The organism is Paraburkholderia hiiakae (genome assembly GCF_904848665.1).
GTDB lineage: Bacteria > Pseudomonadota > Gammaproteobacteria > Burkholderiales > Burkholderiaceae > Paraburkholderia > Paraburkholderia hiiakae.
Genome location: NZ_CAJHCQ010000039.1, coordinates 1 through 21,822 on the forward strand (window position 1 = coordinate 1; position 21,822 = coordinate 21,822).

The 21,822-nt window shown below is 59.0% G+C and carries 22 protein-coding genes and 3 pseudogenes; 11 read left to right on the top strand and 14 right to left on the bottom strand.

Annotated features, from left to right (window positions below):
* Nucleotides 1–244: pseudogene (locus tag JMY28_RS39260) on the top strand (hypothetical protein); the annotation flags it as partial.
* A 202-nt stretch (nucleotides 245–446) separates the two neighbouring features.
* Here JMY28_RS39260 and JMY28_RS37780 read toward each other — a convergent pair.
* A complete protein-coding gene (locus JMY28_RS37780) occupies nucleotides 447–920 on the bottom strand; it encodes an Lrp/AsnC family transcriptional regulator (RefSeq protein WP_201700980.1) in 474 nt (157 codons plus the stop codon).
* 103 nt (nucleotides 921–1,023) lie between these two features.
* Here JMY28_RS37780 and hppD point away from each other — a divergent pair, with 103 nt between their 5' ends.
* Nucleotides 1,024–2,070 carry a 4-hydroxyphenylpyruvate dioxygenase gene (gene hppD / locus JMY28_RS37785; protein WP_201700981.1) on the top strand — a complete coding sequence of 349 codons (1,047 nt, stop codon included), beginning with the start codon at nucleotides 1,024–1,026 and terminating at the stop codon, nucleotides 2,068–2,070.
* Nucleotides 2,071–2,106: 36 nt separating this feature from the next.
* Nucleotides 2,107–2,526 (top strand): RidA family protein, encoded by a 420-nt coding sequence (locus JMY28_RS37790; RefSeq protein ID WP_201700982.1) that lies wholly within the window; start codon nucleotides 2,107–2,109, stop codon nucleotides 2,524–2,526.
* Nucleotides 2,527–2,607: 81 nt separating this feature from the next.
* Here JMY28_RS37790 and JMY28_RS37795 read toward each other — a convergent pair whose 3' ends face one another.
* Both JMY28_RS37795 and JMY28_RS39265 read right to left on the bottom strand, forming a co-directional pair.
* On the bottom strand, nucleotides 2,608–3,255 hold the full coding sequence (locus tag JMY28_RS37795; protein ID WP_201700983.1) for a hypothetical protein: 648 nt from the start codon (nucleotides 3,253–3,255) through the stop codon (nucleotides 2,608–2,610).
* Between the two features lie 781 nt (nucleotides 3,256–4,036).
* Nucleotides 4,037–4,241 (bottom strand): annotated as a pseudogene (locus JMY28_RS39265) (2-hydroxy-6-oxo-6-phenylhexa-2,4-dienoate hydrolase); the annotation flags it as partial.
* A gap of 747 nt (nucleotides 4,242–4,988) precedes the next feature.
* On the opposite strand from JMY28_RS39265, the gene JMY28_RS37805 reads away from it, so the two are divergent.
* The 3 genes from JMY28_RS37805 to JMY28_RS37815 all read left to right on the top strand — a co-directional run bounded on the left by JMY28_RS37805 (nucleotide 4,989) and on the right by JMY28_RS37815 (nucleotide 8,170).
* Complete coding sequence (locus tag JMY28_RS37805) at nucleotides 4,989–5,369, top strand: nuclear transport factor 2 family protein (protein ID WP_201700985.1); 381 nt, start codon at nucleotides 4,989–4,991, stop codon at nucleotides 5,367–5,369.
* A gap of 300 nt (nucleotides 5,370–5,669) precedes the next feature.
* Entirely contained in the window at nucleotides 5,670–6,752 is a 1,083-nt protein-coding gene (locus JMY28_RS37810) for a porin (protein WP_201700986.1), read from the top strand.
* A 164-nt stretch (nucleotides 6,753–6,916) separates the two neighbouring features.
* Nucleotides 6,917–8,170 carry an MFS transporter gene (locus tag JMY28_RS37815; RefSeq protein WP_201700987.1) on the top strand — a complete coding sequence of 418 codons (1,254 nt, stop codon included), beginning with the start codon at nucleotides 6,917–6,919 and terminating at the stop codon, nucleotides 8,168–8,170.
* A gap of 937 nt (nucleotides 8,171–9,107) precedes the next feature.
* On the opposite strand, the pseudogene JMY28_RS37820 reads toward JMY28_RS37815, so the two are convergent.
* Nucleotides 9,108–9,325, bottom strand: a pseudogene (locus tag JMY28_RS37820) (ISL3 family transposase); the annotation flags it as partial.
* A 396-nt stretch (nucleotides 9,326–9,721) separates the two neighbouring features.
* Between JMY28_RS37820 and JMY28_RS37825 the strand changes: the two are divergent.
* Nucleotides 9,722–11,272 carry a metallophosphoesterase family protein gene (locus JMY28_RS37825; protein WP_236597232.1) on the top strand — a complete coding sequence of 517 codons (1,551 nt, stop codon included), beginning with the start codon at nucleotides 9,722–9,724 and terminating at the stop codon, nucleotides 11,270–11,272.
* A gap of 139 nt (nucleotides 11,273–11,411) precedes the next feature.
* Here the strand turns inward: JMY28_RS37825 and JMY28_RS37830 are convergent, their stop codons facing one another.
* The gene (locus tag JMY28_RS37830) at nucleotides 11,412–12,407 is read right to left on the bottom strand and encodes a D-alanyl-D-alanine carboxypeptidase family protein (protein ID WP_328810009.1); all 996 of its coding nucleotides are present in this window, start codon (nucleotides 12,405–12,407) and stop codon (nucleotides 11,412–11,414) included.
* On the opposite strand from JMY28_RS37830, the gene JMY28_RS37835 reads away from it, so the two are divergent.
* The gene (locus tag JMY28_RS37835) at nucleotides 12,400–12,810 is read left to right on the top strand and encodes a hypothetical protein (protein WP_201700989.1); all 411 of its coding nucleotides are present in this window, start codon (nucleotides 12,400–12,402) and stop codon (nucleotides 12,808–12,810) included. The genes JMY28_RS37830 and JMY28_RS37835 overlap by 8 nt on opposite strands.
* Nucleotides 12,811–12,946: 136 nt before the next feature.
* Here JMY28_RS37835 and JMY28_RS39615 read toward each other — a convergent pair whose 3' ends face one another.
* Together JMY28_RS39615 and JMY28_RS37845 are read right to left on the bottom strand one after the other, a co-directional pair.
* Complete coding sequence (locus JMY28_RS39615) at nucleotides 12,947–13,441, bottom strand: GFA family protein (RefSeq protein WP_407945585.1); 495 nt, start codon at nucleotides 13,439–13,441, stop codon at nucleotides 12,947–12,949.
* Nucleotides 13,438–13,764, bottom strand: coding sequence for a hypothetical protein (locus JMY28_RS37845; RefSeq protein WP_201700991.1), 327 nt, complete (start codon nucleotides 13,762–13,764; stop codon nucleotides 13,438–13,440). Before JMY28_RS37845 ends, JMY28_RS39615 begins: the two co-directional genes overlap by 4 nt.
* Nucleotides 13,765–14,396: 632 nt before the next feature.
* On the opposite strand from JMY28_RS37845, the gene JMY28_RS37850 reads away from it, so the two are divergent.
* Nucleotides 14,397–14,609, top strand: a complete 213-nt coding sequence (locus JMY28_RS37850; protein WP_201700992.1) for a hypothetical protein — start codon at nucleotides 14,397–14,399, stop codon at nucleotides 14,607–14,609.
* A gap of 371 nt (nucleotides 14,610–14,980) precedes the next feature.
* Here the strand turns inward: JMY28_RS37850 and JMY28_RS37855 are convergent, their stop codons facing one another.
* The 5 genes from JMY28_RS37855 to JMY28_RS37875 form a co-directional block, all read right to left on the bottom strand.
* Nucleotides 14,981–15,706 carry a class I SAM-dependent methyltransferase gene (locus JMY28_RS37855; RefSeq protein WP_201700993.1) on the bottom strand — a complete coding sequence of 242 codons (726 nt, stop codon included), beginning with the start codon at nucleotides 15,704–15,706 and terminating at the stop codon, nucleotides 14,981–14,983.
* 18 nt (nucleotides 15,707–15,724) lie between these two features.
* Nucleotides 15,725–16,117, bottom strand: coding sequence for a RidA family protein (locus tag JMY28_RS37860; protein ID WP_201700994.1), 393 nt, complete (start codon nucleotides 16,115–16,117; stop codon nucleotides 15,725–15,727).
* 43 nt (nucleotides 16,118–16,160) lie between these two features.
* Nucleotides 16,161–16,985 carry an isocitrate lyase/PEP mutase family protein gene (locus JMY28_RS37865; RefSeq protein WP_201700995.1) on the bottom strand — a complete coding sequence of 275 codons (825 nt, stop codon included), beginning with the start codon at nucleotides 16,983–16,985 and terminating at the stop codon, nucleotides 16,161–16,163.
* 48 nt (nucleotides 16,986–17,033) lie between these two features.
* Entirely contained in the window at nucleotides 17,034–17,570 is a 537-nt protein-coding gene (locus tag JMY28_RS37870; protein WP_201700996.1) for a carboxymuconolactone decarboxylase family protein, read from the bottom strand.
* 169 nt (nucleotides 17,571–17,739) lie between these two features.
* Nucleotides 17,740–18,705 carry a helix-turn-helix transcriptional regulator gene (locus JMY28_RS37875; RefSeq protein WP_201701004.1) on the bottom strand — a complete coding sequence of 322 codons (966 nt, stop codon included), beginning with the start codon at nucleotides 18,703–18,705 and terminating at the stop codon, nucleotides 17,740–17,742.
* Nucleotides 18,706–19,013: 308 nt separating this feature from the next.
* On the opposite strand from JMY28_RS37875, the gene JMY28_RS37880 reads away from it, so the two are divergent.
* Nucleotides 19,014–19,715: an IS6 family transposase gene (locus JMY28_RS37880; RefSeq protein WP_201700997.1), complete on the top strand. Its 702-nt coding sequence runs from the start codon at nucleotides 19,014–19,016 to the stop codon at nucleotides 19,713–19,715.
* Between the two features lie 313 nt (nucleotides 19,716–20,028).
* Here JMY28_RS37880 and JMY28_RS37885 read toward each other — a convergent pair whose 3' ends face one another.
* Nucleotides 20,029–20,181 (bottom strand): hypothetical protein, encoded by a 153-nt coding sequence (locus JMY28_RS37885; protein ID WP_201700998.1) that lies wholly within the window; start codon nucleotides 20,179–20,181, stop codon nucleotides 20,029–20,031.
* 98 nt (nucleotides 20,182–20,279) lie between these two features.
* Entirely contained in the window at nucleotides 20,280–20,753 is a 474-nt protein-coding gene (locus JMY28_RS37890; RefSeq protein WP_236597235.1) for a LysR family transcriptional regulator, read from the bottom strand.
* Nucleotides 20,754–20,894: 141 nt separating this feature from the next.
* Here JMY28_RS37890 and JMY28_RS37895 point away from each other — a divergent pair, with 141 nt between their 5' ends.
* Nucleotides 20,895–21,650, top strand: coding sequence for an isochorismatase family protein (locus JMY28_RS37895; protein WP_201700999.1), 756 nt, complete (start codon nucleotides 20,895–20,897; stop codon nucleotides 21,648–21,650).
* The last annotated feature ends 172 nt before the right edge of the window (nucleotides 21,651–21,822 follow it).

The following is a 21,822-nucleotide window of genomic DNA, read 5'->3' on the forward strand; positions in this document are numbered from 1 at the left end:
GTTCGTATCACTTCCTCTTGGACCTTACTGCCTGCTGGTGGGCGCGCCCTCGGGCAGGAAAAGCCGAATCGGCCCGGTGGCCTGGAAAGCTGCCGCCGCGATGGGTCCGTTAAAGGACCACAACCGCCACATCGTGGAGCAAGCACGCTTGTGGCTGGTAGCGACCACTGACGACCAACTCGTCGCTGTGCAAAGCCGCTTCGCTGCGGCCAGGAGTACCACGCCGGACAATGCGAAGCCCTGACCGAAGTCGGCTGGGAAACTCGCAGTCGGCCGGGCGGACGAACATCGCGATACGCCTCGCCCCAAGCGCAATCAGGCCGAGTACGGCCAATAGTTGCCGCTCACCCGTCGCAGAAACGCGTCACTCGAACAGCTGATCCACGCCGAAACCTGCCCGGTGCTCAATGAGGGAATCCCAGCCATCGCTACGGCGGCGCACCCGGCTACCTGGCCGATAACACCTGACTCACGCGTTCAGCTGCTGGCACGGGAATCGAGAGCACAAGCGAAGTCGTGATCGTGCCGAAGCTGCCAATTCTGTCGATGACCGCTTCGAGTTCCGCGCTCGACCGGCTCAACACGTGGAGAACGTAGCTGTCCTCTCCGGTGACCCGCATGACCTCTACCACGTTCGGCGTTTCGCGAAACGTCTTCAGAAGACTGGCGCCCCGCTCCGCGGAGGCCCCGATGCGGATGATCGCGTTGATCGGAAAACCCAGCCGCGTCCAGTCCACTTCGGCGCGATATCCCTTGATCACACCGCGCTCCTTCAAGCGCCGGACACGCTCCGCACAAGCGGGCGCAGTGAGCCCGACTTCTGCCGCGAGTGACTTGTAGGGTGCCCTGCCGTCGCGCAGCAGCATCTGCACCAGCTTCAGGTCCGTTGCGTCGAGAAAGTTTCGATCTGCGGTTTCCATGGAAATAAAAGATAAGTGGCATCCAGACTTTCGATTCTAAGGCGCGTGGCACATCGATATGAAGCAAACTTGCTCCATTCCCGACATAAATGTGGAGCGCTCAATGAGTACCGTCACGACATCAGGTTTCGCCTTCGTCGAGTTTGCATGCCACGATCCCGACACGCTGCTTGCCTTGTTCGGAAAGCTCGGATTCAAGGCAATGGGGGGGCACGCGCGCACCGGGGCAATCCTCTTGCGCCAGGGGGAAGCTGCCCTGATCGTGAATCCTGCGTCGAACCCGTTCCGGGAGGTTCACGGGGCATCGGCACGCGCGATTGCCATCAGCGTTGACAACGCTGCAAATGCCCTGGCGCAGGCGTTGAGGGGCGGCGCCCGCCGGGCAACCCCCGCCGAGTTCGGTGCGTTCGTCGTCGACGCGCCGGCAATCGTGGGCATTGGCGACAGCCTCGTCTATTTCGTCGACCACGACATCGAGCCCCTGTTTTCAATGGCGCATCGACCACGGCAATCTATCGAAGTGGCGGATGCCGCCATTCGTACAATCGACCACACCTCGAACATCGTCAAGCCGGAGAACCTCGATCACTGGGCCGACTTCTACAAAGACACCTTCGCCTTCGTCCAGAAGCAATACCTGGATGTGAAAGGCAGGCAAACGGGGATGCGTGCCCGGTCGATGGTGAGCCCGTGCGGAAAGGTGTCGATCCCGATTGCCGCCGCAGCGCACGACCAGCCCGGTGCGCTGAACCAGAACGACGAATTCATCCGCGACTACGGGGGCGAGGGCATTCAGCACATCGCCTTCCTGTCGTCGAATATCGAGCGGACCATCGCGGCCATGGAAGCCGCTGGAATCGGCTTCATGGACCCGCCGCCGAGCACCTACTACCGTAACCTGGACACCCGCGTACCCGGTCATAGGCAGAACCTCGAACACATGGAGCGCCGGGGCATTCTCGTCGACGGCAAGAGCGACGGTAGAATTCTGCTGCAACGCTTCACGCGCCGCCAGATCGGCCCGATTTTCTTCGAGATCATCGAGCGGCGCGGCGAGGACGGGTTCGGCGAAGGCAATTTCAAGGCGCTCTTCGAATCGCAGGAACAGGATCAGGTCCGGCGCGGGTCATTGAGTGCTTCGCAAACGTAATCCGTTCGGAATCCTCTATTTTATAAGGTAGCCATCATGCAATCAACCAAGACGACTGTTGTCCTTTCGAATCCACACCCGGTTTTCGGCAGCACCGACGTTTTCAGGACCTTCAACTACGCGCCCGCCGTTGCGGCGGGCGGCTTGCTGTTCATCGCCGGCCAGATCGGCGTCCGGGCGGACGGCACCGTGCCCGCAGGCGTGGAAGAGCAGATCGATCTCGCATTTCAGAGGCTGGGCGCGATCCTGCAAGCGGCGGGGCTTGGCTTCGAGCATCTCGTCGAGCTGGTCAGCTATCATGTGGATGTCGGGACACAGCTTGCAGCGTTCCGTGAAATCAAGGATCGCTACATCAAGATGGAGCCCCCGGCGTGGACTATCCTCGGCGTAGCCGGGCTGGCCAGGCCCACACTTCTTGTCGAGATCAAGGCGGTGGCTACGACACGCGCCGCGTAAGGTGCCGTATCCGCGCGCATTTGCGTGTGTGATGCGGCGAACTATGCAGCCGCACATGGGGCAGGTGAAGAGTCCATTACACTAGCGTGGATCCGTTACCGTACCGTTGAATCCTGCCTCGTACAGCAATATGCCCTTCGCGTCGATACGGAAGCTGGTGCCAAATCTCGACGCCAGTCCAATCGAAAGGAGCAGCGGCTCGGTTTCAATGGCTCCGGGTCCGTTTTTATACGACAGCCCTTTATTCCATTCAAAAAATGCCGGTAGCGCCATCAGCGCGGGCACCGAGGCTCCGATAACGATCAACACGAGATCATTGAACTCTTCCACCTCCATTTTTCCTTCCGCCAGTGCCGCAAACAGGCGCCCAACCACCTCGGCTTTTACCGGCTTGTAGCTATCGATGAGCAGTTGAATCAGCGTATCGGGAACCTCGTCCGTGAAACGCGGGTCGCCCATCACTTTTTCATACAACTGATCGAGCTTTTCAGGCGCGACCTTTCCGGTCTGCTCGAGGAAAGCTGCGGTATTCCGGCGCAACTTGATGCTCATCACGGCGTCGCAAAAGCCAACTACACCGACAATCGCACTGAACACTGGGACCTTGCTGAACACCTCGCTGTTAGTCGCGGTACCAAGCGTGATATTTGCAACCTCAATGAGGGCGTCCTTGCCTTCTTTTACTGCCGAGATTAATGGCGCAAGTATTTTGCGCGGGCCATCGTTCACGTGTTCCTCTTGTCTCTTAAAGCGTTAATGAAATCGCCAGCGTTCGCTGGCAAAACAAATCTCAACCACTTTCGCACGACAGACCTGCCCCGTCCGCCGCGGGTGAGTGTAGCGCTTTTGTTGCGGGCTGCCCTCGATGAACGGCGACGCGCATTGCGTGCCTCCCACGCGCGAAACGCAAGCCTCTGGCCCCACCCGCACGCTCACGCATGCCCCGCCAGCGAATGCCCACCGTCACCCCGGAAAGAGAAGCGACGATGCTCGCTCAACATACGCGCGCACACGCGTCATGTACCTGCGCGCTAGTCGCATCTTTCGCACAACAGGAGTGAGCCATGCCGTCGGGCGCAGCTATTGGAACTTTAGGGACTGTTGCGGGCGCCGCAGTGTCGGGAGCCATGTCTCCCAGCACGTCGGGCGGCTCCGGCTATTAAGCGCCGACCGGTCTGCCTACCACCGACAGTGGCTGGATCGGGCTGCTTGGGCAGCTCGGGAACGCTTATTACGGCAACAATCAGGCGATCAACGACACGCTCCAGAATGGGTTCAACGGCTCGCTGAACGCGAATTCAATGTACGGGCCCGGTTATACGGGCAACGGTGTGATTTTCCGCATCGCACCGTAATCCTGGTCCGCTAAATCAGAAAAGCCCACTGCCAGTCTTGGAGTGAACTGCACCCCAAAAGTTGGACATTGGTCCAGCCTTTGGGGTGTTTTTATGAACCGCTCCGGTTTTCCTACACGTTAAAGCGCAGCGCTCGGGCCACCTCTCGAATCCGCCGCCTTGATCTCGTGGAGTTGCGCTTGATAGTCCGAGAACTGCTTCGGATTCGCGGCCATGCTCTTCACCCCAGTTATCCAAGTGATGCTTGCTGGCCTGCATGTTGTCCACCCTCTGTTGCAACAGATCGTCGGTCAGGGCCGAGGCATCGTAGACAAACACATTCATCATGCGTTTGACGTTTTCGAGCGTGGGTTCGCCATACCTCTGAACCGTGGCCAGTACGCGATCGTAAGCAACAGCGAATGTCGTGAGTCGAATCTCTACGATGCCACGTTCACGGGCCAGAACGGAAGACGCGTGCCAGTACGCGTGTGATTTTGAAAGGCCGTAGCGGTCATCGCCTGGAAATGGGGTTTCCGGCCGTCAGGCATCCAACTGTCTCGACTCGACGAGGCGCCGCGGTAAGACAGGCCGTGGAGTTGCAAGGATGAATCGTAGCCACTACATCACATTGCCCCGACACCTGATCCGGAAGGCGTGGGTTGCTCGCCACCCTGAAGGGGAGCCGTCGCAAAGGTTTCCAGCGTCTGCCAGCCATCCTGAAGCGGACTGTTTCGACGGCCGATACCAGACGACCGCTCATGCTCTCTGTTCAGGTAGGCACCAAACAGGTGCGTGGTCCTCGATGCTTGCCAGGAAATTCCCTGGTCACCTTGACATCAGCATTTCTGCCACTCATCATTCGATGTACATTCATTCGATATAGAATCACTTTGTGAGACGGACGTTCAGCCATGGCATCTGCTTGGTGTGCGCGATAGCTATGCGCTAAAAAATGCGAGATCTGCACGTCGCTTTGATTCAGCGAGCAGCGCGACGACATCGCGCGCCAATCGCGGTTCTTATATGATTCGTAGTACTTATTTTAATTTCCGAGACGACTCTATGTGAGTGGTTCTCCACGTGATCTGCAACGTGCTCAATCAACATCTGAGAAGGAGACTAGACATGTCCCGTCAAGCGCATACAGCAGCTTTCGAATTCGCAACGGAGGTGTACAACGCGGTCGATTCGATGGACGAGCAGAGGTTGGCGCCCTTCCTGACGGAAAATTGCAGATTCGTCTATGCGAACAACGATCCAGTCGTCGGGCGCGTGAACGCTGCCGCAAGCTCGAAGAAGTTCCTGGATACGCTTGCCGCCATCAAGCACGATCTGCTTGAGGTCTGGTCATTCGACGACGTCATCGTCTCGCAGATCAAAGTGACCTACACCCGCAAGGACGAAACGACGCTGACCATACCGGCCGCGACGATCTGGCGGGTACACGGTGAGCAAATCGATGAGTACCGCATCTACGTCGACATTGGACCGCTGTTCTCGCACTGATCAGCCCGCAAGCGTAAGCATATGCATCGCACTGCCAAAACCGAGGGCGACTATCGCGTTTCTGGATCGTCTTCGATGTCAGCCTTCGATTTCATGCGGCCTGGCGTGTACCGGGCAAGGACACCAGCAAGCACCACCCCACGGCGACATTTTTCCAACTCCGCCAGAACGATTTGCTGCGTGTGTGGCGCCCGCACCTTCCTATTACTGGTCTTCATTTTATTTAATCATCTTAATCAATCGAGTCAACGTTAACTTGGAAATTTTAAGTAATTTCAATCTGCCGCGAGAGATTCTGAGATGGCACATAAAACGTCGATTGTCAATTTTAGCCTGCTTGCGGGAGTCGCATTGACGCTATTCTCCGGACTTGCATGCGCTCAGAGTAGCGTTACCTTATACGGAATCGTCGACGCAGGCTTGCTATACACAAGCAAAACCGCGAATAGCTCGACTGGAGAAAATTCAGGAAAGCAATTCTCTTTCATTGACTCTGGATCCACGCCTTCCTCATTTGGCATGGAGGGCACTGAAGACCTTGGGGGAGGTCTGAAGGCAAAGTTCAAACTCGAAAATGGATTCAGTACAGCAAACGGTGGCGCTGGAATTTCGAACGGAAACTTCTTCGGCCGCCAGGCCTGGGTCAGTCTGCAGAGCAATTTGGGCGAATTGAAGACGGGTCTACAGTTTTCCCCATTCTTTCTCGCTCTGTACAGACTTGACCCTCGCGGCCTGTCAACATTCGGCAGCAGTTCCGTTATCTATGCCGATAGTGTAGTGGCTACAGGCGTGTTCGCTTCCAATGCCGTGTCATACACGAGTCCTGTTATCGCAGGCTTCACGGGCAGCGTACTGTATGCCCTCGGCGGCGAAGCCGGTAATTTCTCTGCCGGACGAAATTATTCAGCCGATCTGATGTACGACAACGGCACGCTGATGATTGATGTCGCCTTTTATAGCGGCAATCCTGGTGGAACCGCGCAGACCCCCGTACCAACGGACGTGGGATTCACTGGCAGGATGTTGGGGGCCTCCTATAAATTCGACAGCCTCACTTTTAAGGCTTCGTTCACCAGCTATAAGATTTCCGGTTCTTTTAGCAACAACGTATACGGTGGCGGCATCAATTATGACATCACACCGGCTCTCAACGTAAATGGCGGGATGTGGTACACGATTGATCGAAATAACTCGTCAAACCATTCGATTCTGGCTGCCGTTGGCACGCAGTACTTTCTCTCGCGATCGACTTCCCTGTACGGACAGATAGGCGTTGTGAACAATCACGGGAAAATGGACACGGGTTTATCTGTCAACGGGGCAACACAGGAGATCGCCGGGACGTCTGTCGGTACTGTAGTGGGCATTCGCCATCTTTTCTAGTACCGCTATTCTTCCTTGCCACGACTGCCCCGCATGATTGGCGCAGCGAGCGCAGAAGCAACTTGAACCTTGGGGCAATAAACCGGAATACATGCGCCACGGTCTTTTAAATAAGCAGGCGATGACATTGATTCGGTGTACGAAATCACATAATGGAGATGATCATGTTGCAACACGATATCCCGCACGACACGGGCCACGAGCGCAAGACGCTCATCCTTCTCGCTTTCGGATTCGCATTGGTCGGCCTCGACCGCTGGATCATTGCGCCGCTATTTCCACATATGATGAAGGATCTGGGTCTCGACTATCAACAGTTCGGGATACTAATCGGAGTCCTGAGTCTGACCTGGGGAGTCTGTGCGATTACGATGGGTCGCCTGGCCGACCGGATCGGTCACCGCAAAATCGTAATCGCGGCGATGGTCCTGTTTTCGCTGCTCTCGAGCCTCTCCGGTTTCGCGAGCGGATTCGCAAGTCTGCTGATAATCCGCGCGATGATGGGCGTCGCAGAGGGCGCGTTTCTGCCGGCAGGCGTCGCCGCGATTGCAGAGGTGTCGCACCCGTCGAGGCGCGGCTTCAACCAGGGGTTGCAATTCAGCATGGCCGCGCTGATGGGGCTCGGTCTCGCGCCCATCATCGCAACGCAGTTGCTGCGTGTGCTGCCGTCGTGGCACTGGGTATTCGCGGTCTCCGCCGTTCCGGGCTTCGTCGTCGCGCTACTGATAACAATGATGCTGCGCGATCGCCCGCGCGGCGAGCCTGACGGCAAGACCGCCCTGCGCGCATCGGACAATCCGCGCTGGAGCACGCTGTTCCGCAGCCGCAACGTCGTCCTTGGGATGCTCGCGACGCTTTGTGCAATGGCGGGAATCTTCGTCATCAGCGCCATGGTGCCAAACTATCTCGTCGACTACCTGCACCTCGACACAGAACATATGGGGTTCGTCGTGTCGGCGCTGGGCGTCGGCGGCTTCATCGGCGAATTCGCGCTCGCGGGCGTGTCCGACTTCATCGGACGTCGGGTCACGGCGGTGGCCTCGTTTGTCTTCGCAGCCGTCTCGCTTTACGTGTTTGCGCGAATCGGCGCCGATCCATGGGCCCTCTTTTTCGCCCTTTTCGTCGTTTCGTTCTTTGCGCTCGGTCTGCTCGGCCTGTTCACCGGCCCGATCGCGACCGAGGCCGCGCCACAGGGACTCGTCGCATCGGCGATCGGCATCACGTCCGGCGCGGGTGAGATTTTCGGCGGCGGTGTCGCGCCCGCCATGGCTGGGTTCATCGCCCAGCACTATGGCATCCAGTTCACGCTGCCGTTCGCGCTTGTCGGCTTGACCTGTGGCGCGTTCGTGTCGCTGGCACTGAGGGAAACTGCGCCTCGCCTGCTAGCGCGCCGCGAAGCTGCTATCGCGATCCAATAGCGTAGCCGCACGCGCTCTCGCCCGGTAGGTAATTGTGTCCGGCCGAACGTGGGACGTTCCACGGCGGGTATCGTGGCATCGGCGCGTGTGAAACGGTTTCCCGCTCCCTCGGCCACCATCGTCGTGCATCGTCGGTTGCTCATCGACCAACCGGCGATGCTGGGCGAGTACAAATCAACGACTGTAGCGACGAACAGCCAACCTTCGCCAGACATCTCAAACTGCCGTTGGCGCAGCTGCTCCGCCCCCGCAAACGAAAGACGGCTACGTGCACAATTCGAAATTTGCTGACAAGTTCTTGTGAGGCGCGAAGCGCACACTGCTAGGCGCGAGAGATTCCAATGGCCAGTCAAGAGAGGGGTTCGCTTGCACACGAGATTGCCGCGGTCCGTAGTCAGATCCGGATTGTGGAAGGGGCCGTCAACCGCCTCGCGGAGCGCGACGCGATTACGGCCTCTACGCGCCGCGGGTCACTTGTCACGACCAGCGCGTCGCGGGTGACGCGCTCTGGGATCTCAAGCTACGTCTGTTCATCAACTGCGAAGCGGCCCGGAGACGCACTTTCGCGACCACAGGAATCCGCTCCCAGCTGTCGATACGCTGGACGCTGTGGATTAGCCAGGCCTCAAGTGCGCTTTTGACTTCAATTGCACTTGACTAACATGCGAACGGGCGGCACTCTCACCGCCCATGCAGGCAGCGTCCTATTTCCGATGCGTAGCGAAGAACTGTTCGAGCCTGGCTGGCCGCAGCGCGCGCGTAGTCTTCCTTGTCGTACAAGTCAGCGTGTGTCGCGCCTTCGATCCAGCACCCTCTTTTGGCTCCCGGGCCGCGATGAATGCTTCGCGCGCCATCCATGACATGGCTGCTTCGCTGCCGACAACGATCAAGGCGGAACGCCGGCGCGATGAGATGGATCGCGCAGCAGGCATCGAGCGACGCGATACTCGAACAGCGCCAGATCGCGCAACCCGTCGAACCGTAGTCTCATGAATCTGCGAGCAACGCGCCCCGCACTGCTCGCACTACATGACCTTGCTTGCAGGCTTCAGATACAGCAGGAGCGGTATGGCTGCCGCCTTGCGGCCATTCCACGCGTTCGAGCCGGGAATGCGCCCAGCAATCCAGCACCTGAACTACCTTGCGATCGAGCAACCCAGCCCCTGAATTGCATCAAATCAGGTCTCAGGGTACGCACTTCGCTGTGTCTCGAGGAAAACATCCCTCGAATCTGGAAAACTGGTTCTCGCCACTTGTCTCCTCGTGCTACACCAGCAATTCCGTGCAATCGGCACAACTCAACCAGTGGCGGACGCGCACACCAGATCTCCCGTCAACTGGAAGGGATCGTCACGGAAGAGCAGGGTCTTTCAACCTGCTGCCGCGTACCGTGGGACAAAGGCAAGCTGCCTGAACAGAAGCTGCCATTGAAGTTCCTGGAATTCGGGCGCGATTCAGATCAGGTTGCGGAAATCTTTGAACGTCCTCGAACTCATGTGAATTCAACATGTCGATGTAACACATTAGAGGCTGCGAGAGCAGCGAGGGGGATTGCAGCTGAAATGCCGCCAGTTACCACTTACAACGACTGCAACTGAACCTCTACCTCGAACCATCGTCTCACCGGGAGCATTCGTCGGGGACCCACGCAGCCGTCGACCCTCGTCATGCACCGCCACTGCGCTGCAAGTGGCAAGCCCGTCAAACATCGTTCCGCTTTTTAACGACGATTGGAGGAAATGGAACATGCCAAAGAAGCGCTCAGTTCGAAAATCAGCCAGCAACGGCAGCGGCCGTATTCTCGCCGCACCCGTTTTCTCGCAGCCGCAGCCTACACCCGATCCGCAAACCTTCATCGTCAGGCACGCATCCGATGTGGCAGCCTACAAGGTCATCGACGAACTCAACCGCGAGCACAAACTCAAGGCGCTTCCGTTTCCTGCGCCGCGCGGCGGCGTCGAGCCCCGTCTTACATTCGCGGACGTGATCGACGACGATCAGACCATCCTCGACCAGATCAACGCGAACGGGCAGATCGTTTTTCACTCGACAGGCGATTGCGGCAGTACCAGAAGCCCAAAAACACAGAACGAAGTCTCCGACAAGATGATCAGCGACTTCGACGAAACCGATCCTGCGGAGGTTCCGCAATTCAACTTCTTGCTGGGCGACATCGTCTACAGCTTCGGCGAAGCGCAGTACTACTATGACCAGTTCTATGAGCCCTATCGCGACTATCACGCACCTATCCTCGCGGTCGCCGGCAATCATGACGGGATGATCTCGCCTCTGCAGCATGAAAAGAGTCTGCAGGCGTTTCTGCGAAACTTCTGCTCCGACTGCTTTCAGGTTTCCGCCGATGCGGGCAATCTATCGCGGACTGCGCAGATTCAACCGGGAGTCTTCTTTACATTCGAGGCCCCGTTCGTGCGCATCATCGCGTTGTATAGCAATACGCTCGAAGATCCCGGCGTGATTTCGAACAGCGACATCGGCAACAGCCAGCTCAAGTTTCTCAAGGCCGCATTGACGCGGGTGAAGAAGGAAGGCTACAAGGGCGCATTGCTGTTCGCGCATCATCATCCGCCGTATGTCGCGCGCGGACGTCACGGCTGGAGTATCCAGATGCAGCAGCAGATCGACTCGATCTGCAAAGAGGTGGGCGTATGGCCCCATGCCGACCTTGCGGGACACGCGCACAACTATCAGCGCTTTACACGCACACGTCCTGACGGAACCCACATTCCGTACATTGTGTGCGGCAACGGCGGACACGGTATTCAGCGGCTGACCACAAACGGGCAGACGCCGCTTCGCGCACCGCAGCTGATCCAGGCTGCATCGAAGGACACCGACGCCGTTGTCATCGAAAATTATGATGACCAGAATTACGGCTATTTGCGCATCGTCGCGAACGAGACCCAGTTACGGATCGAATATCACGCCGCCGTCGACGGGCCCTATACCAAGGCGCCCGACGATCAGGTGACCGTGGATCTGGCCACACGCCAGATTTCCCACTACGTCGCCCGCAATGCAGGCATACCCGAACTGGCCGCGCGCATCCGGGCGTTCGCGCAAAGCGAAACACACGGGCGCTGATGCCGGGTCGTCGGTACCGGGGCAGCACAAACCAGACCAGTCGATGACCGCGGCTTTATTTGGTTCCTCCAGCCGCGGCAATCACGTCAGGTAACAGACCACACGAGCGTGACTATCGGCGCGCGGCGTCATGGAGCCGTCAGTCAGGCGGCAACAGGCGCGAGGTGTCCCGCTTGCCGGCATGATGCCTGACGCTTTGCCGGTGCGCGTTGGCCGTCGAACCTGTGCGGTACGATGCGAAATGCACCCTGACGCGATGCGAATGCGCCAGCACCGAATGGTGATGATGCAGCCGGGTGCTTGCGTAATAGTGCGGCTCGACGACGGGCGTCTCGTCGCCGTTCAGCCATCGGCGTATCGTGACGAGATCGGCGGAGCGCTCCCACGATGTTCGCGAGCCGAGCAGCGCAATCATCACCTGGCCATTCGGCATGTTCGCATCGACCACGATGCAGCGCCCCGCCTCGCGGATATAGCCGATCTTTGCGACCAGAACGTCCCAATCGGCTGCGCGGACTAACGGGTCGGTATTGTGATAGAACCTCGTCCTCCTGCCGATCTCCTCTTCATAGCGGGGAAGCGTCGTGTATTCGCTGATCAACGGATAGTGCGCCGCGGCTTCTGCCATCTTCACCACGTCGCGTGCCGTCGAGAAATCGTCCGGGGAGAGCCCGGTTGGGTCGCCGAAGTGCGTGCTGGCCATATGCAGCGCGCGCGCCTTTTCATTCATCTGATGGATGAACGCAGTCTGGCCGCCGGGGAACGCACGCGACAGCGCGGACGCCGCGCGGTTCTCGGACGACATGAGCGCAAGGCGCAGCATCTCTCCCCGTTCGAGCGACGCACCGATCGGGATGCGGGACCCCGAGTGCTTGAGCCAATCGATGTCGTCGTTGTCGACAGTCACCGTGTCTCCCAGCGGCTGGGCGCTGTCCAGCACGACCATCGCCGTCATCAGCTTGGTGAGCGACGCGATCGGCTGGAGGTCGTCGGCGTTCTTTTCCAGCAGGACTTTGCCGCGTCCGACGTCGTACACGATTGCGCTACGCATGCAGCGTGCTACAAATCGCATGAATCGGCATGTCGTCAGACAGTCGCCGTGCGCGAGTTGCCTCAAAATAGTGCCCATGAACATGGAACCCGCGGATAGCCTGATGCTCACTGAAGCCGAACTGCGCGAGCAGTATACGAACCTCCAGCAGCGCGCGCTGCGCCTCGGTTCGCAGGGACAGTCACGGATTACCCGGTTAGCTGAGGCGCTGCAGTCGCCTCCGAAGGGACACGCCGATGAATATATTCGCGTCCTGAAGAGCGCGACAGATGCGATGGCGGCCGTTCTGAGCTACCACCGTGCGCTGCCTTTCCTCGAAACCGGAAACTCCCTGATTGAGAGCCTCGCGAATCCATCTGCGTCTGCTGAAGAGGAAGAGTGGCGAGACCAGTTGCTGTTCAGGCTGGTCGAAGTACTGGCGGTGGGCGCCGACCTGATCGCTGAAGGCGAAGCGCGCCTTGAGCGCAGCGCTCGCGTCGACATCTAGAGATATTGATTGCGGTCGCAAGCCGCGTGTGGTGTCTGGCCGTGCATGATCTACTACAACCGGCCAACTGCGGCCGTAGGCCGCACCGGTATAAATTCCTCCGATACGGACAGCCGCACGATTGGCAACGAGCGAACTAGGGCGACTGAGGGTAGTGGGGAATTGCCTGATCAAGGCAAACCCACGGTTGTGCACTGGACGTCCAGATATCGAGCATCGGCTGAAACTCCGACGGATTGTCCAGCGTAGGGAAGCGGATGGACATAACTTCTGGACCGGTCTCGCCATGGGTGAACATCGGGGAGCCGCAGTCGGAACAAAAGCTGCGGGTTGCGAGCCTGCCACTACCAGCGCGGACCGAATACGTCTTCGGCGTGCCGGTGATCGTTACGTCCGACATCCGGACGATGAAGCCAGAAGCAAAAGGAGCACCACTTGAGCGCTGGCAGTCCAGGCAGTGGCAGTTTAACGTCGCAACTGGCGCGCGCGAGCATACATAGCGGATCGATCCGCATGCACACCCGCCGGAAAATGGAGCAGTCATGTCGCTGTTTCCTCCTGCCGCCTGACTCGCTTTGACTGGCACCTGACAGATGCCGCGCTGGAAGCCAGCTACGTGGCGCGTCCTCATCGCCCGCGCAGTGTAGTACCGCCGACTTCACAAGGCAAATGGGCGGCCTCACACTCGCGAGAGCGCAAGTCCGGCACAGACGCAATCTCGCATTCTGGAAGACCACAGACGGCGCACCTTACCCAGGCCATCTGCTCGGCTTCTTTGTCGTCAACTTCCTTCGGCTTAAAGTCAATGACCATAGTGCCCGCAACCTTGTCGCTGCCCGCCGTGGTGTCTCCGAACTCGAAGCGAACGGGCTGCCCCAGCTCGGCCTCGAGGTCTGCCTGGTCGTCGAGCAGCCCTTGCATGAACTCGCGTCCCTCCAGCCCCATGAATTTCACGACGAGGCCTGTCCGCCCGTCCGCAGTCCGATACGCGACCACCCCGCTCACGGGATCCGGCAGGTCGAGACGTCCGTAGTTGTTGCCCCCGTGGCGTGGCGCAGTCTGGTCCGAATGGTCAACCCGATCGCGAGCGATGAAGCCAGCCGTTGGAACGGTCGCAACGTTCCGGAACCTGACGGACGAGCTACGCGCACAATTCGGCCTTTGTTGACGTTGGGCGAATGAGTGGTCAGCGACCGCTGTGAAACGCTGAGCTGACGAAGAATGGGGGTAATCAGGAGACCGCCTCAACCGTGAGTAGACACCAGCGTGGCAAGACCGTCCTGGCGGGCAGACACGACGGCTTGTTGTTCGCAGTCAGGCCTCGCTCAGGCAAATTTTCAACCGGTGCCGCTCTTTCTCCCACAGCCCGCGACATACCTGTTCGCGGGCGTCCAACATATAGGCCGTCGAAGTCGGAAGTAAGCGTGAGCCGAACATGTGCACGGACCCATCAATCAAGGCATCAGTACATTCATGCGTGCGTGCGCGGATATTGGTACGGCCCTTGCGATAAGCCGAGCGAGCAGTTGCTGTGCTCATCCCCAGATCTCACGATCTTTCGTACTCGCATAGCCCGGAGAAACATCATGAAGAGCATTCTCGTCATCGCGGACATTCCGCACAATCCTCTCGCGGAAAATGAGGAATCCACGCTCACGCGCGCACAAATGCAGCGGATCGTCGGTGCACGCAACGTCATCGTCACGGTCGATGGCGGCCCCGCCACCGGGACCGTCAACGATTTCGACATCAACAACGCTATCTGGGAAGGACGGATCGGGGGGACGATGCTCAACTGAAACGCATTCTGATTTCACCACTGATGTCCCTACGCCCACGTGCGAGATGGGACATCGGCATTCATGCTGCCGCGCGCTGCCTCGAAGAGCGCCCGAGAATGCGACGCTGTGGAAGGCAAGACAGGCCGATGGTTACCAATTCCCGACGCAGAGCGACAGTTCACCCTGAATTGATAGACGGCCGATAGACTTTGGAAGCGGTCGCTGCGGCCCTGACGGCGGGAAAGGCAGCTCAGGGTCGTCTACGGAAGTTCAAGTTCACGAGACCTCCGACGTAGACATCCTACTTGCGAGTTCGGCCATGAGGTAACAGTTGCTTGATTTGTTGTTCAGCCGTTGCAACGGCGGTAGAATCCGCGGTCACTTAGCGGTCACTGACCATCCTGACGCGCAAGTTCTGCAGGCTTTCGAAACTTCAAGATAAATCGATCGGTGTGGTAGCGAATCCCCCGTGCGAAGATACTGGACGTGTGCGGATCGTTGCGATTGTGCAGAACATCGTCCTTGCCCGTGTATCTAAACCCCGCGGCCTCGACCTCACGCTTCGCGATCGCCGGGTCGATGCGATGCAACGCCCCGGTCACTTCTGCCGGTGTACCGGTCGGTGCCACATGATCGATGATCACGTAGTGACCGCCCGGTTTCAGCGCACGCAAGGCTAGCTTGTTAAACGTCTGTACGTTGGTGGGACTCATCATCGCGATGTGCAGATCGTGGTAGTTCTGCCCGATAAAAATCATGTCGAATATCGCTTCTGGCGCAAGGGCCTCTTCGGTGCTGCCTGTCAGTAGCACGATGTTGTGTCTTTCGCGCGCGAACTGTTCGATCTCTTGCCTGCCGGCTTCGATACGCTCTATTTTTGTCACTTCAGCTGGAATCGCGGCAAATACGCGTCCGTGCTCCCCGACCAACGACGCGAATAGTCGCGTGAAATAACCTCGAAACGGAAGGAAGTCCAGGACATGGTCGCCCGGCGCTATGCCGAGAAAATGAAGCACCTCTTCGGTACAATCGCGTACATCGCGGGCAAGATCGCGACGAGGCCGTGATCTATCGTTCAGCGCCGCTTCGATTCGTACATCGGTCCTGCGAGTCACGGTTATGCGCTCCGTGGGTTAAACCGCTGCGACGCAGTCGATCTCGATGTCGAAACGTCCGGGCCAAGCTGGCACATTAATGAAGATCCGCGCCGGTGGCTGCGGGCCGAAGAACCGAGCGTAAATCTCGTTGACGACCGGGAACATCTCGACCGATGTGCAGTAGACATTGCACTTGAGCACCTGATCGAGCGACGATCCCGCTGTTTCAACGCATAGTTTCAGTTGCTCCAGCACACGTTGAGTCTGCTGTTCGATCGGGGCATCAAGGACTTCGCCGGTCTGCGGATCGAACGGCGGCAATCCAGACACATACAGTGTGTCGCCGTGGCGTGTGGCAACCGAAGTCGGTGCCTTCCAGCGCTCGAGCCAGCTGGACAATGGTTCTACACGGATGATTTCGCGAGCCATTTGAACTCCTTGTAGGCGGGACAATCAATCTGAATGGCGCGCATCATGCGCCGCCAGCGAACAGTGCATTGAGATCCGAGCCCGATGCGGCGTCTGCAAAACCGTCTAAGCGCCCTTCCGAAAGCGTCTGCGCGGCGCGCATGAAGCCGCCCCACGCAGCTCGCGCGAGTGCGCCGCCCACGCTGACACGGCGTACGCCCCACATTGCTAGATCCTTCAGCGTCACGGACGAGTCCGCGCTGATCAGTACGTTGACCGGCTTAGGCCCCACTGCCGCGACCACGGCTTCGATTTCCTCGCGTGTCCGCACGCCTGGCGCGTAGAGGCAATCCGCGCCCGCCGCGGCATACGCCCGCAGGCGTGCCAGCGTGTCGTCCAGATCAGGCACGCCAACGAAGAAGTTCTCCGCGCGGCCGATCAGCAGCGTATCGCCACCGCTCTCGTCGATGGCTCGCCGCGCTGCTTTGAGGCGCGCCACTGCGGTCTCGATCGGAAACAGTGGCGCGGCAGCGTCGCCGGTGGAATCTTCGATCGACAGGCCCGCCACGCCGGTCGCGATTGCGAGTTTCACGCTAGCGGCGACGCCGACCGCGTCGTCTCCAAAGCCGCTTTCGAAGTCGGCATTGACCGGCAGGTCTGTGCTCTCAACCACCGCGCGCAGATGCGCAAGGATCTCATCGCGGCTCACATGGTTGTCGGCACGACCGGTCGACCAGGCGTAGCCCGAACTTGTGGTCGCGATGGCGGCGAAGCCGAGGCTTGCGAGGTAGCGTGCGCTGCCCGCGTCCCAGGCGTTCGGCAGCGTAAAGCAACCGGCTTCGTGCATGGCGCGGAATGCGGCGCGCTTTTCAGCAATAGAGCGTGGCATGGCAGAACTCCCGAAGATGGAGGAAGGCCGTAGGCGGTTCGAACACTGTCAAGCGACTTCCGTTTCGACCACGGGAAAATCAATCTCCGTGTCAAAGACGTTATTGATGAAATTCGTCAGCATGAACTGAGCACTCAGCGAGATGATCTCGACAATATTGGCATCGCTGTACCCTGCTGCGCGCAACTCGTCGAGGTCGCTCTCCGTCACTTTTCCGCGCGTTTCCATCAGCGTGCGCGCGAACGCTACCGCGGCCGCCACACGAAGGTCTTCCGATTCGCCACGTCGGTTGCGCCGAATCTCGTCGTCGGACAGTCCGGCGAATTGGCTGGCTACGTAGGTATGGGCACTGAGGCAATACTGACAACCATTGACCTGCGAGACCGCGAGGGCTATGCCGTCGCGCGTCTTCACGTCGAGCGTTTTTGCGAGGGCGCCCTGCAGGCCGGCCCAGCCATTTATCGCCTGGGGACTCTGCGCCATGATACGAAAGAGGTTGGGCGTTAGCTTGAGCTGACGCGACACGGCGTCGACGACGGCTTTGGATTCGGCGGGAATCTCCTGAGGAATGGCGATTCGACTCATGGCAATGCTCCTGATTCGGTATGAACTGCGGTTGATCGCTGCGGGAACGGGTGTCCCTGCATTGACAGGCAGTCTAGGAGCGATCGCGATGCGCAGGATCCGGGAAACGTGCGCGAAAGTCCGCCGCATTTGGCGTGCCGAAAAGCTATCGGGAGAGGCCGGACGCAGATCAGGTCGAAAGTGGGCGTGCCCCATACTCCGCGGGCGTCGTGCCGTAAATCTCGCGGAAAGCGCGCGCGAAGGCGCCGCGGCTGGCATAACCGGCATTGCGGGCCACCTGGTCGAGCGCGAGGTCGCCAGCGCGAAGCTGGGCGGCGGCCTGGCGCATACGAATATCGCGAAGCACTTGCATCGGCGGTTGGCCGAACGCCGCCGAGAAGCGAGCCATGAATGCCGAACGGCTCAAGCACGAGACCTGGGCCAGACTTTCAACGGTGTGCGGCGCGGAAGGTCGTGCAGTCATCTCGGCGAACGCGCGCGCGATCTGCAGGTCACCGAGCAGTGCAAACCGCTCCATCCATAGGGCGCTGCTTTTCAGGGAGCGACGCACGAGCGCGACGATCACCTGCTTGAGTAGCGCGCCTGACATGGCGCCGGCACCGATTTCCTGAGCCATCAGTTCGTCGAACGCAGTGCGCAGATACATCTCCAGACGATCGGACGGATTGAATTGCTCAACGATCGGCGCCGAGAGTGCTTCGAACAGATTGATGGATGCGCCAAAGGCCGCGTTGAAGTAACCGCAGATCATCACGATCATGGGCTCTGTCGAGCCCGCGCGGAACCGATTGATCGAATCAACCACTCGCTTGTGCTCGCGGCCGGAAACAAGGACCGGCGCGATCCCCGCGAGATTCGAAGGCACCTCGAGTTTGAGCGGATGGTGCGGCGGAACAATCAGTAGCGTGTGCGGCGCGAGGGCTACTGAATCGGCGCCAGCGATGTGAAGCAGTCCTTCGCCCGCGAGGGCGTAGTGGATGCCCGGTGCCTCGTTGCCGTCCAGTTCCAGCACGAATCCTTCGCTGACGAGGCATTCGGACAGAGCCAGCACGCGAATTTCGAGCAGCGAGATTAGCTCGTCCAGATGAGCTGGTGAGAGGCGCGAGGAAGGCGACGACGGCGTTGCGGTTGACATTCGTTCGGGAGGCGACGGCAATTTCGCCCAGTCGGGAACGCGATGACGGATTGTCTCACGATCGGAGCGAGGCCCTGACTCGCCCTTGGCTCGCTCCGTGATGAACCTCCTCACAATCCTGCTGATGTGGCTCTGGAATACTCGCAGGCATTGGATATGACAAAGGTCTCGACAACAGTGCGTCGACGCTCGGCTGTCGAAGGGGCCGGTGTTGCGCACGTAAAGCGACTTTCCTCGGTAAAGGGGGCTCTGTTGCAGTAAAGCGGTCCGCTATGATGTGAGGAACGACACGAACGGCTGAAAGCCAGATGAAAACGTTGAATCCAGCGGTGACCCGAGTGCTCAAACGCCTTCATTATCCGCTCGACGTGATTCTGACTTGCGTGCGCTGGTACGTAGCCTATCCGCTAAGCCTACGGCACCTTGAAGACATGATGGCTGAGCGAGGCGTTTCGGTCGATCATTCGACAGTACACCGCTGGGCCATCAAGCTGTTGCCGGTACTGGAGAAAGCATTTCGGCGCCGCAAGCGGCCGGTCGGTATGAGCTGGCGGATGGACGAGACGTACATCCGCGTCAAGGGGGAATGGCGGTATCTTTACCGGGCCGTCGACAAGGACGGCCATACCATTGACTTCCTGCTTCGCGCCCATCGGGACAAGACTGCGGCCCAGCGTTACTTTGAGAAATCGATCGCCCAGAACAGCGTCCCCGAGACGGTAACCATCGACAAAAGCGGCGCCAATCTCGCCGCGCTCGAAGCGGTCAATGCCGAACGTGAAGCGCCCATCAAGATCCGCCAGTCCAAATATCTCAATAACCTCGTCGAGCAGGACCATCGGGCGATCAAGCGACGAACACGGCCTATGCTGGGGTTCAAGACCTTTCGTTGTGCCCAGGTTCTTCTGGCCGGCATTGAGATTATGCACATGATCAGAAAAGGACAGATGAAATGTCCCCGCGGAACTCATCCGTCCGCCGCTGATCAATTCTACGATCTCATAATATAAGCAATACTATGCATATCGATCGCACTCACTCCTTGCGCCTTACCGAGACAAAGCCACTGGACATCCCAGGCCTGCGCTCATGCCCTCTCGATCACTACCCGCATCTAATCTTTTACATTGAGCGCAAGGATCACGTCGAGGTTTGGCGCGTGCTCAACGGCAAGCGTGATACTCCGGCGTGGATGTCGAGCGATGACAGCGAGTTCCATTGACGCCATCTGCACGGTGCAAGGCCTGCGAGCAATCCGGCATCGCGGGCTTCTTCGTTTTCAAGCCATGACGAAAGCAAAACCGTTTGACGTGACATTCCCCTTTATCTGACGCCATTCACTTCGCGTACGAATTCGAGGTGCGCTTCCTCAAGCTGTTCGGCACAGCGCGCATAGAGCCAGCCAGGGCCATTGTCGGTGCTGTACATGCCGCGGCACAAACCCTTGAGCCGTATCGTCATGGCTCCATCCGACATGGACCTGCTCACTCGCGGTGCGTGGGCGAGAACCGGACGTTAGATCACACATCCCGACTCGATCCCAAATGGAATAATCAAGCACAGTGAAGGCTCAATCATGATCTGAACCCGCCTGCCGATGGATCTTCCTCAGCACTGCACAGCAATCGGAACGCGCTCCACCAGAAAGTCGACGAACGATTGGTTGCGTGCTGGACGATACGCACACGCGGATACTCAGCCATGAACTTCGGAATCAACTCGGCCAGCGCCAATTGTGCGAAGGCGACCGAGCACGTCATGCGTATGGTTCCACTCGGCTCCGCCGTGCGTTGACGCACGACGCTCTCGGCGGCTTCGGCTTCCACCAGCATGGCGACCGCGTGCTTGTAAAACGCCTCGCCGACATCCGTCACGACGAAGCGCCGCGAAGTCCGCTGAATCAGCCTTGCGTCGAGCGCGGCCTCGAGGGCAAGAATACGACGGCTCAAGCTCGACTTGGGCACTTCAAGCGCATGAGCCGCCGCAGTGATGCTTTTGTGTTCGACTACCTGCACAAAATAGTAGATATCGTTCAGATCGAGCATCATCCCGCCCTTTTATCCGAAAGTCTCATGGATGGGATGATAAGTCCATTTTTCCTGGATTGTTCGGCGTTTGTCCCATGGCTATAGTCCATTCAAGCCCGCGACGTTGATCGACCGACCGCGTGGACGGCCACGGAGCCCATCATGGACCGACGCCAATTCCTGAACCAGTCGAACGCCGCAGTCGCAGCCACGGTGCTCGCCGCGGGCACGAGCCTCTTCGGCGCAACACAGGCCGCAGCCGCAACCAACCCTTCCAGTGGAAGCAAGATCATGAACTCGACTTCGTCACACGTCCTCGAACGCCTGACCCGCGATAACGCGGTCCTTCTTCTCGTCGATCATCAGTTGGGCCTCTACACCGGCGTGCGCGACATCGAGACCCTGCAGCTAAAGCACAATGTCGTAGCACTCGCGAAGGCGGCCCTTGTGCTGAAGGTACCTGTGATCGTCACCACCACAACGGAAAAGATGTGGGGGCCGCTGATCCCCGAACTGGCCGAGGCGCTTCCGGGCGTCCGGCATATTGAACGGACCACGGTGAACGCCTGGGACGACCGCCGCGTGGTCGAAGCGATCAAAGCCACCGGCCGCAAGAAGCTCATCATCACCGGCATCTCCACGGACGTCTGTCTAGCGTTTCCGGCTATCTCGGCCATCGCGGACGGTTATGCAAGTTACGCGGTCATCGACGCATCCGGTGGCTTCAGCCAGACGCAAGTCGATATGGGCGTGCTGCGCATGCAGCAAGCGGGCGTGATACCGGTCGGCTACTCCAATGTCGCCGTGGAGATGCTTGCCGACAATGCCGCCCCCGCAGCGCAAGCAGTCTATGCCGCACTGGGAATCCCGTTTGCGGGGCTCGTCTTCGACTTGAAGCAGGCCTTTGCCAAAGGGTAAATGTAGTGTCACCACCTGGACGACTTGTTGCGCATGATCGTTCTTTGTGGTCTAGCAGTTGGCAGCGGATCGGGTCGCGGCAATCGCGATAATTCTTTATCTCGCCAGGGAGAGATCAAGCGATGTAAATCGTGCCCGCTAGGCGCCCCATCATGTGAGAGGCGCTATATCC